The 13,644-nt window shown below is 71.3% G+C and carries 10 protein-coding genes; 6 read left to right on the top strand and 4 right to left on the bottom strand.

Going from position 1 to position 13,644, the window contains the following annotated elements; translation table 11 throughout:
- The first annotated feature begins 30 nt into the window (after positions 1–30).
- On the top strand, positions 31–3,792 hold the full coding sequence (locus J2X59_RS11485; RefSeq protein WP_326496759.1) for a chromosome segregation SMC family protein: 3,762 nt from the start codon (positions 31–33) through the stop codon (positions 3,790–3,792).
- Positions 3,793–3,957: 165 nt separating this feature from the next.
- Here the strand turns inward: J2X59_RS11485 and J2X59_RS11480 are convergent, their stop codons facing one another.
- On the bottom strand, positions 3,958–4,983 hold the full coding sequence (locus J2X59_RS11480) for a TerC family protein (protein ID WP_066654849.1): 1,026 nt from the start codon (positions 4,981–4,983) through the stop codon (positions 3,958–3,960).
- 214 nt (positions 4,984–5,197) lie between these two features.
- Here J2X59_RS11480 and ftsY point away from each other — a divergent pair, with 214 nt between their 5' ends.
- The 4 genes from ftsY to J2X59_RS11460 all read left to right on the top strand — a co-directional run bounded on the left by ftsY (position 5,198) and on the right by J2X59_RS11460 (position 9,015).
- Positions 5,198–6,067, top strand: coding sequence for a signal recognition particle-docking protein FtsY (ftsY, locus tag J2X59_RS11475; protein ID WP_058748735.1), 870 nt, complete (start codon positions 5,198–5,200; stop codon positions 6,065–6,067).
- A gap of 74 nt (positions 6,068–6,141) precedes the next feature.
- On the top strand, positions 6,142–7,434 hold the full coding sequence (locus J2X59_RS11470; RefSeq protein ID WP_326496758.1) for a hypothetical protein: 1,293 nt from the start codon (positions 6,142–6,144) through the stop codon (positions 7,432–7,434).
- Positions 7,431–8,801, top strand: coding sequence for a hypothetical protein (locus J2X59_RS11465; protein ID WP_326496757.1), 1,371 nt, complete (start codon positions 7,431–7,433; stop codon positions 8,799–8,801). Before J2X59_RS11470 ends, J2X59_RS11465 begins: the two co-directional genes overlap by 4 nt.
- Positions 8,802–8,856: 55 nt before the next feature.
- Positions 8,857–9,015 carry a DUF4175 domain-containing protein gene (locus tag J2X59_RS11460; RefSeq protein WP_137767577.1) on the top strand — a complete coding sequence of 53 codons (159 nt, stop codon included), beginning with the start codon at positions 8,857–8,859 and terminating at the stop codon, positions 9,013–9,015.
- A 98-nt stretch (positions 9,016–9,113) separates the two neighbouring features.
- On the opposite strand, the gene lipA is transcribed toward J2X59_RS11460, so the two are convergent.
- Complete coding sequence (gene lipA, locus J2X59_RS11455; protein ID WP_326496756.1) at positions 9,114–10,097, bottom strand: lipoyl synthase; 984 nt, start codon at positions 10,095–10,097, stop codon at positions 9,114–9,116.
- Positions 10,094–10,777: a lipoyl(octanoyl) transferase LipB gene (gene lipB, locus J2X59_RS11450; RefSeq protein ID WP_374191712.1), complete on the bottom strand. Its 684-nt coding sequence runs from the start codon at positions 10,775–10,777 to the stop codon at positions 10,094–10,096. The genes lipA and lipB overlap by 4 nt, the downstream gene beginning before the upstream one ends.
- A 95-nt stretch (positions 10,778–10,872) precedes the next feature.
- Here lipB and ffh point away from each other — a divergent pair, with 95 nt between their 5' ends.
- The gene (ffh, locus tag J2X59_RS11445) at positions 10,873–12,429 is read left to right on the top strand and encodes a signal recognition particle protein (protein ID WP_326496755.1); all 1,557 of its coding nucleotides are present in this window, start codon (positions 10,873–10,875) and stop codon (positions 12,427–12,429) included.
- A 72-nt stretch (positions 12,430–12,501) separates the two neighbouring features.
- On the opposite strand, the gene J2X59_RS11440 is transcribed toward ffh, so the two are convergent.
- Entirely contained in the window at positions 12,502–13,632 is a 1,131-nt protein-coding gene (locus tag J2X59_RS11440; RefSeq protein ID WP_209682218.1) for a glutamate--cysteine ligase, read from the bottom strand.
- Between the last annotated feature and the right edge of the window lie 12 nt (positions 13,633–13,644).

Here is a 13,644-nt window from a genome sequence, read left to right as displayed (position 1 = left end):
TGACGCGCAACCGAGCACCCGGAGACCCGCATGTACTTGAAGAGCCTGACCATCAAGGGGTTCAAGTCCTTCGCGCAGCCGACGACGTTCGCGTTCGAGCCCGGTGTCACCTGCATCGTCGGCCCGAACGGCTCGGGCAAGTCGAACGTGGTGGACGCCCTCGCCTGGGTGATGGGGGAGCAGGGCGCGAAGACGCTCCGCGGCGGCAAGATGGAGGACGTCATCTTCGCGGGCACCTCGACGCGCGGTCCGCTCGGTCGCGCGCAGGTGCTCCTGACCATCGACAACACCGACGGCCTGCTGCCGATCGAGTACTCCGAGGTGACGATCTCCCGCACGCTCTTCCGGAACGGCGGCAGCGAGTACGCCATCAACGGCGAGAACTGTCGGCTGCTCGACGTGCAGGAACTCCTGAGCGACACCGGGCTCGGTCGCGAGATGCACGTGATCGTCGGGCAGGGCCAGCTCGACAAGGTGCTGCACGCCACCCCGGAGGACCGCCGCGGCTTCATCGAGGAGGCCGCCGGGATCCTCAAGCACCGGCGTCGCAAGGAGAAGACGCTCCGCAAGCTCGACGCCATGCAGACGAACCTGACGCGGTTGTCCGACCTCGCGGGTGAGATCCGTCGACAGCTGAAGCCGCTCGGTCGGCAGGCCGAGGTCGCGCGCAAGGCGCAGTCCGTCGCCGCGGTGGCCCGCGACGCCAAGGCCCGCCTCCTGGCCGACGAGGTCGTCCGGCTGCGCCGTGAGCTCCACGAGCACCAGGAGGTCGAGACGGGCCGCAAGTCCGAGCGCATCGTCCTGCAGGAGCGCCTCGACCAGACCCGTGCCCGGCAGCAGCAGGTCGAGCAGAGCATGGTCGGTGACGCCGTCGACCGCGCCCGGACCGTCGTGCACCGGCTGGAGAGCGTGCAGGAGCGGCTCCGCGGGCTGTCGAGCCTGGCGAACCAGCGCCTGATGTTCCTCGCCCAGCAGGCCGACGCGCCGCAGCAGGGCCCCACGATCACGCCGGAGCGAGTGCAGGGCGTCCGTGCCGAGGCGGACCGGCTCGAGGCCCGTGCCGCCGAGATGGCAGCCGGGTCCGGGGCAGCGGCGGCGGCCGTCGAGCAGGCGCGGGCCGGCCTGGACGCCCTCGACGAGCAGATCGCCGCGCAGGCCGCGCTCGTCTCGCAGCACGACCTCGAGGCGCAGCGCCTCCGCAACGCCGTTGACGTGCAGCGGTCGCGCCGCGCCTCCGTCGTCGCGGACCGCGAACGGCGGGCCCGGGCACTGGCCGAGGCCGAGGACCGAGCGGCGCGTGCCGCCGCGGCCCTGCACGACATCGGGGACGACCCCTCCGCCGGGGTGGACGTGGACGCACTCGCCGCCGCGCACGACACGGCGCGGCAGCGGCTCGAGGCAGCGCAGACGGCGCGCGAGACCCTGCGTGACCGGCTCCACGCCCTGGAACGCGAGCGCGACGCACTCGATGCCCGGGTCGCGGCCCTCGGCATGTCGATCGACGTCCGGGACGGGTCGCAGGCGGTGATCGACGCCCGGCGCGACGGCGTGCTCGGTCGCCTCGCCGACGCGCTGACGGTCGAGCCCGGGTTCGAGGCCTCGATCGCCACAGCGCTGGACGGGCTCGCCGATGCAGTCCTCGCCACCGACCGCGGCACCGCCCTTGCCACGATCGCCCACGCGCGCGGCGCCGACCTCGGCCGCGTCGACGTCGTCGTCGCGGACGCGGAGCTCGACGGACCAGGGCTCCCCGCGTCGCTGCCGCCGGGCGTGCGTCCCGCCCTCGACGTGGTGCAGGGGCCGACCGCGATCACCGCGGTGCTCCGCGGGACGTTGGTCGCCGTGGCGGACGACGTCGACCTGGAGGCCGTGCTCGCCGCCGCCCCGCACGCGACGGTCGTCACGCGGTCGGGTGACCTCGTCCGCACCGTCCGGGTGACCGGCGGTGGCGCGCGCACGGTGTCCCGCATCGAGCTCGTGGCGGAACGCGACGACGCGCAGGCCCGCCGTGACGCGGTCGCGGCGGACGTGGCGGACGCGGCCACGGGCCTCCAGGCCGCTCGCCAGGAGGTCGAGGACGTGCGCCGCCGTGCCGACGAGGCCGATCGCGCGCTGCGCGCGCACACCGCGGCGGTCGCCGACTACGACCGCTCCAGTGCCGCGGCCCGCGCCGGGGCGGAGAACGCCGCGGCCGAGGTGGAACGTCTGCGCGCCGCCCTGGGCGAGACGGACGGTGCGGTCGAGGCGGTCGACGCCGCGCTGGCCGAGGCCGAGGACGCGCTGCGGGGGTTCGAGGAGCGACCGCGACCCGTCGTCGACGCGTCCGGGCGCCCGGCGCTGCAGGACACCGTCGAGTCCGCGCGGGCCGCGGAGATCGAGCAGCGCATCCAGGTGGAGACCGTGCGGGAGCGGGCCAGGTCGGAGCGGAACCGTGCGGCCGGTCTGCAGCGGCAGCTCGAGGCGGAACGTGCGGCTGCGGAGGAGGCAGCGCGGCTCGCGGTGATCCGGCGCGGACAGATCGGCGTCGCCGAGGGGGTGCTCGCCGACCTGCCGGGCGTGCTCGGCGCGGTCGACCGGTCGCTCGCCGAGGCCCGGGTGCAGCTCGCGACCGAGGAAGCCGAGCGCACGAAGCGGAACACCGAGCTGCAGGTCGTCCGCAACGAGGAGCGCGAGCTCCGCGAGCGGCTGCAGACCATCACCGACGGCGTGCACTCGCTCGAGATGGAGATCTACGAGAAGAAGCTGCACGTGTCCGGCGTGCTCGACCGCGCGCAGAGCGACCTCGGGCTGAACGAGGCCGTGCTCGTCGCGGAGTACGGGCCGGACGTGCCGGTGCCGGTGGACGTCCTGGTCGACCCACGGGTACTCGCGCGTCGGCACCGCGAGGCCGACCGGGCACGGGCGGCGGCGGAGGCCGCAGCGGCGCCCGACGCGGACGCTCCCGAGGGCGACGCCGCCACGACCGCCGTCGCCGATGTCGACGCCGATGTCGATGTCGACGCCGACCTGCCCGGGCTCGTCGACGCCGAGTCGACACTGCCCGGCGGTCCGGCGCTGCCCGAGCTCGACACCACCGACGAGGTCGACCCCGCCGACGTCGCAACGGTGCCGTACGTCCGCGCGGAGCAGGAGCAGCGGCTCGCGGCGGCGGAGCGTGACCTCGGCCGGCTCGGCAAGGTGAACCCCCTCGCGCTCGAGGAGTTCCAGGCGCTCGAGCAGCGGCACGCCTTCCTCGCGGAGCAGCTCGACGACCTGCAGAAGACCCGGACCGACCTCCTCACCATCATCGAGGAGCTCGACACGAAGATGCAGACGATCTTCGAGGCGGCGTACAACGACACGAAGGCCGCGTTCGACGTGATCTTCCCGATCCTGTTCCCGGGCGGCACGGGATCGATCACGCTGACGGACCCCGACGACATGCTCGCGACGGGGCTCGACGTCCAGGTGAAGCCCGCGGGCAAGAAGATCGACCGGTTGACGCTCCTGTCGGGCGGTGAACGCTCGCTCGCGGCGGTGGCCCTGCTCGTGGCGATCTTCACCGCCAGGCCGTCGCCGTTCTACATCATGGACGAGGTCGAGGCGGCGCTCGACGACGCCAACCTCGGGCGGCTGCTCACCGTGTTCGAGCGACTGCGGGAGTCGTCGCAGCTCATCGTGATCACGCACCAGAAGCGCACGATGGAGATCGCCGACGCGCTGTACGGCGTCTCGATGCGGCAGGACGGCGTGTCCGCCGTGGTCGGCCAGCGCGTGCAGCGGCGCGAGCCTGCGGACGCGGCCGTCGCGTAGCGCGCGGCGCGGTCAGCCCGAGTCTCGGGCTCAGCGACGGTTCTCGCGCGCCTGAGCCCGAGAACCGTCGCTCAGTACGAGACTCGAGCACCCGACTCCGCCGCGGACGGACGGGAGGCGCGGTGCCAGTCGGCACCGCGCCTCCCGTCCGCCACGTGGTCGCGACTACTTCGCGTCGGCCTCCACGGCCTCCTTCGGCTCGCCCGTCGGGGTCAGGCCGCGCTCCTGGCGCTTCTTCGAGACGATGAGCGAGGCGGCCGTGGCCACCGCGATCGTCAGCGCGATGAAGCTCAACGAGAACCAGATCGGGATCTCCGGGGCCCACTCGATGTGCTCGCCGCCGTTGATGAAGGGCAGCTCGTTGACGTGCATGGCGTGGAAGACGAGCTTGACGCCGATGAAGGCGAGGATGACCGCCAGGCCCTGACCGAGGTAGATGAGGCGCTCGAGCAGCCCCGCGATGAGGAAGTACAGCTGACGCAGCCCCAGCAGGGAGAACGCGTTCGCGGTGAACACGATGAACGCGTCCTGCGTCAGACCGAAGATCGCGGGGATCGAGTCCAGGGCGAACAGCACGTCGGTGAGGCCGATCGCGACCATGACGAGCAGCATCGGGGTGAACAGGCGCTTGCCGTCGACACGGGCCGTGAGCTTGTCACCGTGGTAGTCGTCCGTGGTCGGGATGATGCGACGCAGGACGCGGATGAGCTTCGAGTCGCCCTCGGTCTCGTCGTGCCCGCCGCCCTTCGCCTGCGACCAGGCGAGCCAGAACAGCAGCGCGCCGAACAGGTAGAAGACCCACGAGAAGTTCTCGATGATCGTGACGCCGAGGGCGATGAAGACGCCTCGGGCGACGAGGGCGATCGCGACGCCGACCAGCAGGACCTTCTGCTGGAACTCCTTCGGCACCGCGAAGCTCGACATGATGATGAGGAAGACGAACAGGTTGTCGACCGACAGGGCCTTCTCGGTCAACCAACCGGCGAAGTACTCGCCACCGGCCTGACCGCCGCCGAAGACCAGGATCCCGACACCGAACAGGATCGCGAGCCCGACGTAGAACGCCGACCAGAACGCGGACTCCTTGATGTGCGGGACGTGCGGGGTCCGCACGTGCGAGTAGAAGTCGAACACCAGCAGCGCGAGGATGCCCGCGATGGTGAGGAGCCAGACGAAGAGGGGAACGTCCAATGGATGTCCTTCAGGTTCGGGGCGTCCCGCGGAGCGGGTACGCCGATGCCTGAAGGTCTCCTCCGCCGTGTCGACCGACTGGTCGGACACGACCGGCGTCCCGGGTCTGGATCGTCCCAGACCGTACTGACGGGTGCGCCGCGCGGGAGTACTCCCCTTCAGGAACCGAGGATACCGGGCGCAGCGCCCACTGGTCGCGCCCTAAGCTGGGAGCATGGCGAGTTCCTGGTCACTGTCCACCCGTCTGCGCGGCCTGTTCCAGCGGAAGACCATCGACGAGACCACGTGGGACGATCTCGAGACCGCGTTGATCGGTGCGGATTTCGGCCCCGACATCGCGGACGAGGTCATCGAGGACCTGCACGCCCGCGTCGACCGGTACGGCACGACGGACCCCGCCGACCTGCAGCGCATGCTCCGCGAGGTGCTCGAGGAGCGCCTGTCGAAGCTCGACACGACCCTCAAGCTCAGCAACCGCCCGGCGGTCGTGCTCGTCGTCGGCGTCAACGGCGTCGGCAAGACCACGACGATCGGCAAGTTCGCGAAGTTCCTCAAGACGTACGACCGCACCGTCGTGGTCGGCGCGGCGGACACGTTCCGCGCGGCGGCGGTCGAGCAGGTCGCGACGTGGGCGCAGCGCGCCGGGGTCGAGGTCGTCCGACCGGCGCAGCCCGGCCAGGACCCGGCCTCGGTGGCGTACCAGACGGTCGAGAAGGCCATGCGCGACGGCACCGAGATCGTGGTGATCGACACGGCCGGCCGACTGCACACCAAGGCCGGCCTGATGGACGAGCTCGGCAAGATCAAGCGCGTCGTCGAGAAGCAGACCGAGATCGCCGAGGTGCTGCTCGTCCTGGACGCCACCACCGGGCAGAACGGTCTCGCCCAGGCGCAGGCCTTCATCGAGGGTGCCGGCGTCACCGGACTCGTCATCACCAAGCTCGACGGGTCGGCCAAGGCCGGGTTCGTGCTCAGCGTGCAGGAGAAGACCGGCATCCCGATCAAGCTCATCGGGCAGGGCGAGGGCATCAACGACCTCACCGGTTTCACCCCGCACGTCTTCGTCCAGAACCTGGTCGGCTGAGCGCCGCGGTGTCGTCCGCGTCCGGGACGTCCGCGTCCAGCAGACGAGGAGGACGACGCCCGGGTACCGTCCCGGTGCTCGAGGTCGTCGTGATGTGCGTGGTCGCGGTCGGGCTGACGATCGGCAGCCTGCTGCACAAGCTGCAGTGCGCCGCCCCCGGTGTCGACTTCGTGACCGCCACCCGCAAGGCCTGCTTCGCGGACACCGTGAGCCTGTTCTCCAGTCGAGCGCTCGCGTCGCACGACTTCCCGTACGTGCAGCCGCTCGGCGAGGACGGGCTGCCGCCGGGCAGCCTCGAGTACCCGACGCTCAGCGGGATCTGGGCATGGCTGAGCGCACTGCCGGTGAGCTCGCTGCACGGCTTCCTCGTGGTCACCGCGCTGACCTTCGTGCCCGTGGTCGTCCTCACCGTCGTGACCCTGGCCCGCGTCGCCGGGCGCCGGGCGTGGTTCTTCGCGGCCACCCCGCCGCTCTTCCTCTACGCGCTCTACAACTGGGACCTGCTCCCGGTGACCTGCACCGTCGTCGCGATCGCGGTGGCGGTCTGGTGGCCCGCCGGGCGGTCGCACGTGTGGCGGGCCGTCGTCGTCGGTGCGCTGTTCGGTCTCGGCGGTGCCTTCAAGCTGTACCCGCTCGTCTTCGTCGCGCCGTTCGTCCTCGCCCTGCTCGTCGACACGACCGCGTCGTGGGGCGATCGAGCGCGCCGTGCCCTCGGCGCGGTGGCCGGCTCGGTGGGCGTCGTCGTCGTGGCGAACCTGCCGTTCGTGCTCGTCAACGCCGAGTCGTGGTTCTCCGTGATCCGCTACCAGGGCGTCCGGGACATCGACGGGGCGACGCTCTCGGTCTGGTACTACGCCTTCCAACCGTGGTCGGCCGAGGACTCGCCCGCGTTCCAGCACACGCTGAACCTGCTGGCGACCGGGACGACGGCGGTGGCACTGCTCGCGGTGCTCGTCACCGGGTTCGTCCTCGGTGTCCGTCGTGGTCGCATGCCCTGGATCGAGACCAGCGCGGCGCTCCTCTGCGCCTACCTGGTCGCGAACAAGGTGGACTCGCTGCAGTACGCGCTCTGGCTCGCGCCGTTCTTCGTGCTCGTCCGGATCCGCCTCGGTTGGGTGATCGCCTTCCTGGCCGCGAACACGCTGCTGTTCGCCGGGTGGTTCCGCCACATCTACCTGCAGGCGATCGGCACCACCGTGCGGACCTACGCGGACGAGGCGATGTCGATCGGCCTCTGGGCGCAGATCGTCCTGCTGCCGATCCTCGCGGTCGTGTTCCTGCGCAGTCGAGCAGTCGACCGTGACGACGAGGTGTCAGCAGTGCGCGGAGCGTCGGAGCCGCGACGGGCGCCCGCGGCCAGCGCATGAGCGTCCCCCGGGCCGTCGGCCGCAGCAGCGTCCGACCGGCAGGCGGCGTCGCCCCCGTCGAGCTCGTCGTGATGTGCCTGGTCGCCGTCGGCCTGACCGTCGGGAGCCTGTTCCAGAAGCTGCAGTGTGCGGGCGAGGGCCTGGACCTGGCGTACGTGACGCGGCACGCCTGCCTCGGTGACACCCTGAGCCTGTGGGGGAACCGCGACCTCGCGTCGCACGTCTTCCCCTACGTCGGGCCGCTGACCGACCGCGGTCTGCCGCCCGGCACGCTCGAGTACCCGACCCTCACCGGCCTGTGGGCCTGGCTCAGCGCCCTGCCGGTCGGGTCCAGCCGCGGGTTCCTCGTGGTGACGGCGCTCACGTTCGTGCCGGTGGTGGTGGTCGTGACCGTCCTCCTGGCCCGGATGGCCGGCCGGCGCGCGTGGATCTTCGCCGCGACACCGCCGCTGTTCCTCTACGCGCTCTACAACTGGGACCTGCTCACCGTGATGTGCACGACCGCGGGCGTCTTCGCCGCGGTGCGGTGGCCGGCCGGACGTGCGCCGGTCTGGCGTGCCGTCGTGGTGGGCGCGCTGTTCGGACTCGGCGGAGCGTTCAAGCTGTACCCGCTCGCGTTCGTGGCACCGTTCGTCCTCGCACTCCTCGTGGACGCCGGGCCGTCCTGGCCGGACCGGGTCCGTCGTGCCGCCGGGGCGGTGGGCGGCGCGCTCGGTGTGGTCCTCGCCGCGAACCTGCCGTTCGTGCTCGTCAACGCCACGTCGTGGTTCTCCGTGATCCGGTTCCAGGGCACCCGGGACATCGACCCGAGCACCATGTCGGTCTGGTACTGGGCGCTGCAGCCGTGGTCCGCGCAGAGCAGCCCGGAGGTCCAGCTCCGACTCAACCTGCTCTCGACGGCGGCGACCGCCGTGGCCGTGCTGGCCGTGCTCGCCGTCGGTCTGGTCATCGGGCTCCGGCGCGGCCGCATGCCCTGGATCGAGACGAGCGCGGCGCTCCTGTGTGCGTACCTCGTCGCGAACAAGGTCGACTCGCTGCAGTACGTGCTCTGGTTGACGCCGTTCTTCGCCGTCGTGCGGATCCGCCTCGGGTGGGTGGTGGCCTACGTGACCGCGAACCTGCTGCTCTTCGTCGGGTGGTTCCACTCGTTCGCGCTGAAGGCCGTGGGCGTCTCCGCCCGGACCTGGGCGGACGAGGCGCAGACCATCGGGATCTGGGGGCAGATCGTCCTGCTGCCGATCCTGGCGGTGGTGTTCCTGCGGAGCCGTGCGGTGGATCGCGACGCGGACCTCCCGGGGCCGGATCCCCGACCGGGGGCAGCTGCCGGGCCCCGTGCTCGGGGAACGGCGTCGCCGGCTCGCGAGTAGTGTCCGCTTCGGCCCGGGCGTCCGCTCGGTCTCGTTCCAGGGATTGGAGACCCTCATGCCCGCACTGCTGATCATCGCGATCATCGTCGGCCTCGTCCTGCTCTTCAGCGGCATCTTCGTCGGTGCGCTGAAGTTCCTGCTCTGGGTGGGCATCGTGCTCATCCTGCTGGCGGTCATCGGCTGGCTCCTCCGGAGCATCCGCGGTCGCGCGTAGCGACGGCCGGTCACGTCGGACGTGACCACGCGAGGACGGCAGGCCCGGTACCAGCTGGTACCGGGCCTGCCGTCCGTCCGTCGGTCGCCGGATCGGCGCTACACGGCCTGGCGACCCGGCGTCGCCTCGAGCAGGTGGGCCAGGTGCGGCGGCACCGTGCCGCCACGCGTGACGGTCGCGCGTGCCCACAACCGTCCCGCTCGGTAGGACGAGCGCACGAGCGGACCGGCGAGCACACCGGCGAAGCCGATGTCCTCGGCGATCTCGCGCAGGTCGACGAACTCCTCCGGCGTCACCCACCGCGCGACGGGCAGGTGCCGCGGCGACGGGCGGAGGTACTGCGTCAGCGTGATGATGTCGGTACCCGCCTCGTGCAGCTGCTCGAGTGCGTCGACGACCTCGTGCCGTTCCTCGCCCATGCCCAGGATGAGGTTCGACTTCGTCACCAGGCCCGCGTCGCGGCCCTGCGTGAGGACGTCGAGCGAGCGCTCGAAGCGGAACGCGGGGCGGATGCGCTTGAAGATGCGCGGCACGGTCTCGACGTTGTGCGCGAAGACCTCCGGGCGGGCGTCGAACACCTGCCCGAGCTGGTCGGGGCGGCCGTTGAAGTCCGGCACGAGGATCTCGACGCCGGTGCCGGGGGAGTGCTCGTGGACCTGTCGGATGGTCTCCGCGTAGAGCCAGGCGCCGCCGTCGTCGAGGTCGTCGCGGGCGACCCCGGTCACGGTCGCGTACTTGAGGCCCATCGACACGACGGAGTCCGCCACACGCCGGGGTTCGCCCCGGTCGAGCGGGCTCGGCTTGCCGGTGTCGATCTGGCAGAAGTCGCAGCGCCGGGTGCACTGCGAGCCGCCGATCAGGAAGGTGGCCTCCCGGTCCTCCCAGCACTCGAAGATGTTCGGGCAGCCGGCCTCCTGGCAGACGGTGTGCAGCTGCTTGTCCCGGACCAGTGCGGAGAGGTCCCGGAACTCCGGGCCCTGCGTCGCGCGGGTCTTGATCCAGGCGGGCTTCGTCTCGATGGGTGTCGCGGCGTTGCGCGCCTCGACCCGGAGCATGCGGCGGCCGTCGGGGGCGAGGGTCATGCGGCGACCTCCTGTCGCGTGGTGCTGCTGATGCGGTGACCGGCGTGCATGCCGTCGACCGCCTGCTGGATCCGTGGCCCGACGAGGGCGGCGACCTCGTCGACCGTGACGTGGCGGCCGGTCGCGCGGCTGAGGGTGGTGACGCCCGCGTCGGCGATGCCGCACGGGACGATCGCGCCGTAGGGGGCGAGGTCGTTGTCGCAGTTGACCGCGATGCCGTGGCTCGAGACGTGCTCGGCGACGTGCAGGCCGATCGCGCCGACCTTGTCGTGCGGGCCGCCGCCCGGTCGGGGCACCCAGACACCGCTGCGCCCGTCGACCCGTTCGGCGGTGACCCCGACCGAGGCCGCCGCGTCGAGGACGACCTGCTCGAGGTCGCGGACCCACGCGACGACGTCGAGCGGATCGGCGAGCCGGACGATCGGGTAGGCCACGAGCTGCCCCGGCCCGTGCCACGTGATCCGTCCGCCCCGGTCGACGTCGACGACCGGGGACCCGTCGGTCGGTAGGTCAGCGGGTTCGGTGCGGCGCCCGGCCGTGTAGACGCTCGGGTGCTCGCAGAGCACGACGACGCCGGGGGAGCGGCCGGCGACGACGTCGGCGTGGAACGACCGCTGTACGGCGAGGCCCTCCTCGTAGTCGAGGAGCCCGGGCCAGCGGATGATCTCGAGCTGGGGCACGTCGAGCACGCTACCCCGGTTCCTGGACGCAGTCCAACAACCGGTGGGCGGGCGGTCCGGGGTGGTCGGAGGTGGCCCTGTAGAATCGTCGGACCATGGCACAATTCGGCTCACTCTCCGATCGGCTGACCGAGACCTTCCGCAACCTGCGGAGCAAGGGTCGTCTGTCCCCGTCCGACGTCGACGGCACCGTCCGCGAGATCCGCCGGGCCCTGCTCGACGCGGACGTCGCGCTCGAGGTCGTCAAGGCCTTCACCGCCTCGGTGCGGGAACGTGCGCTCTCGGACGAGGTCAACAAGGCACTCAACCCCGCGCAGCAGGTCGTGCAGATCGTCAACGAGGAACTCGTCGGCATCCTCGGCGGCCAGCAGCGCCGACTCGAGTTCGCGAAGCGACCGCCGACCGTGATCATGCTCGCGGGCCTCCAGGGTGCCGGCAAGACGACGCTCGCGGGCAAGCTCGGCAGGTGGCTCAAGAAGGACGGCCACACGCCGATGCTCGTCGCGGCGGACCTCCAGCGTCCCAACGCCGTGCAGCAGCTCCAGGTCGTGGGCGAGCAGGCCGGCGTGCACGTGTTCGCTCCCGAGCCCGGCAACGGCGTCGGCGACCCGGTCAAGGTCGCGAAGAACGCGATCAAGGCCGCGGTCGACCAGCAGTACGACACCGTCATCGTGGACACCGCCGGTCGACTCGGTGTCGACGCCGAGCTCATGAAGCAGGCGGCGAACATCCGCAAGGCCGTCGACCCGGACGAGGTCCTGTTCGTCATCGACGCGATGATCGGTCAGGACGCCGTCGCGACCGCTCGCGCCTTCCAGGAGGGCGTCGACTTCACCGGTGTCGTCCTGTCCAAGCTCGACGGCGACGCCCGCGGTGGTGCGGCCCTGTCGGTCGCCAGCGTCACGGGCCGCCCGATCATGTTCGCGTCCACGGGCGAGGGGCTCGACGACTTCGAGCCGTTCCACCCGGACCGCATGGCGAGCCGCATCCTCGACCTCGGCGACATCCTGTCGCTCATCGAGCAGGCGCAGTCCGCGTTCGACGAGGACGAGGCGCGCAAGGTCGCCGAGAAGATCGCGACCGACTCGTTCACGCTGAACGACTTCCTCGCGCAGATGCAGCAGCTCCGCAAGGCTGGCTCGATCAAGGGCATGCTCGGCATGCTCCCGGGCGCGAAGGGCATGCGCGAGGCGCTCGACAACTTCGACGAGAGCGAGATCGTCCGGACCGAGGCGATCATCCAGTCGATGACGAAGCAGGAGCGCGAGCTCCCGAAGCTCCTCAACGGCTCGCGACGTCTCCGCATCGCCAAGGGCTCCGGCACCACCGTGACCGAGGTCAACGCGCTCGTCAACCGCTTCGAGCAGGCAGCGAAGATGATGCGCACCGTCGCCCGTGGTGGCGTGCCGCAGATGCCGGGCATGGGGCCGATCCCGGGCATGCACGGCGGCAAGAAGAAGCAGCAGCAGGGCGGCGCCAAGAAGAAGAAGGTCGGCAACCCCGCCAAGCGCGCGGCGCTCGCGTCGGGTGCGGCGGCGCAGCCGCAGCAGCAGGCACCCACCGGGTCCGGTCTCGGACTCGGCGGTCCGAAGGGCGGCAAGGCGCCCACCGAGGAAGAGCTGGCCAGCCTGCAGAAGTTCCTCGGCCGCTAGTCGCGACCCCATGACCGACGGGAGGCCCGGTACCAGCTGGTACCGGGCCTCCCGTCCGTTCCGTGGTGTCGTCTAGAGCGACTCCCGCAGCTCCGTCACCAGGTGGCGGACCACCGCTCGGAGGTCCCCGCCGTTCTCCTGCGCCACCCGCAGCTGCCGCTGGTACGACGCGCCGTCGGCGATCATCGTGTCCAGGTGGTGCAGCTCCTGCTGGCAGCCCAGACGGTCGGCGATCGGGTCGAGCCGCTGGACCAGGTCGTGGACCTCGTCGGTGACCAGGCGCTCGTGGCCGGCGGCGTCGGTGATGATCTCGGCCTCCATGCCGTAGCGGGCCGCGCGCCACTTGTTCTCGCGGATGAACCACGGCTGCATCGACGGCAGCGTCTCGCCGCGGTCGAGGCGGTCCGAGAGCGCGGTGACGAGGCACTGGACGAACGCGGTCACGGCACCGACCTCGTGGAGGGTCGAGATGCCGTCGGACACGCGGTTCTCGAGCGTCCCCCACCCCGGCGACGGGCGGATGTCCCAGCGCAGGTCCTTGAACCCGTCGATCACACCGGTCTTCGTCAGGTCGTCGACGACGGTCTCGAAGCCGGTCCAGTCGTCGATGCCCGGCGGCAGGCCGCCGGTGGGGAGCTGCTGGAACATGAGGGCACGGTTCGAGGCGTACCCGGTGTCGGTCCCGCCCCAGAACGGGCTCGACGCGGTGAACGCCTGCAGGTGCGGGACGTACGCGAGCATCGCGTTCATGATCGGGACCGCCTTGTCGCGGTCGTCGATCCCCACGTGCACGTGCACGCCCCAGATGAGCATCTGCCGACCCCACCAGCGCGTGCGGTCGATCAGCGTGGTGTAGTGCTCGCTGTCCGCCGTGATCTCCTGCTGGTCCCACTGCGCGAACGGGTGGGTGCCGGAGCACATCACCTGCGCGTCGAGCGGTTCGGCGGCGTCGATCACCTCGCCGATGATGCCCGCGAGCTCGCTCGTCGCCCCACCGACGGTGTCGTGCACCCCCGTGACCACCTCGACGGTGTTCGTGAGGAGTTCCTCGGTCACCCGGTCGGGATCGCCGAGGCGCTCCTGTACGGCGGAGAGCACGGCGGGGGCACGGGGCGCGAGGTCGCCGGTGCCGCGGTCGACCAGCGGGAGCTCCCACTCGACGCCGAGGGTCGACGGGCGGGACTCGGTGAAGCGGATGTCCATGGGGCCATCCTG

It is taken from the genome of Curtobacterium sp. 260 (assembly GCF_030803485.1).
In the GTDB taxonomy this organism is placed as follows: Bacteria; Actinomycetota; Actinomycetes; order Actinomycetales; family Microbacteriaceae; genus Curtobacterium.
This window is presented reverse-complemented; position numbering and strand designations above follow the sequence as displayed.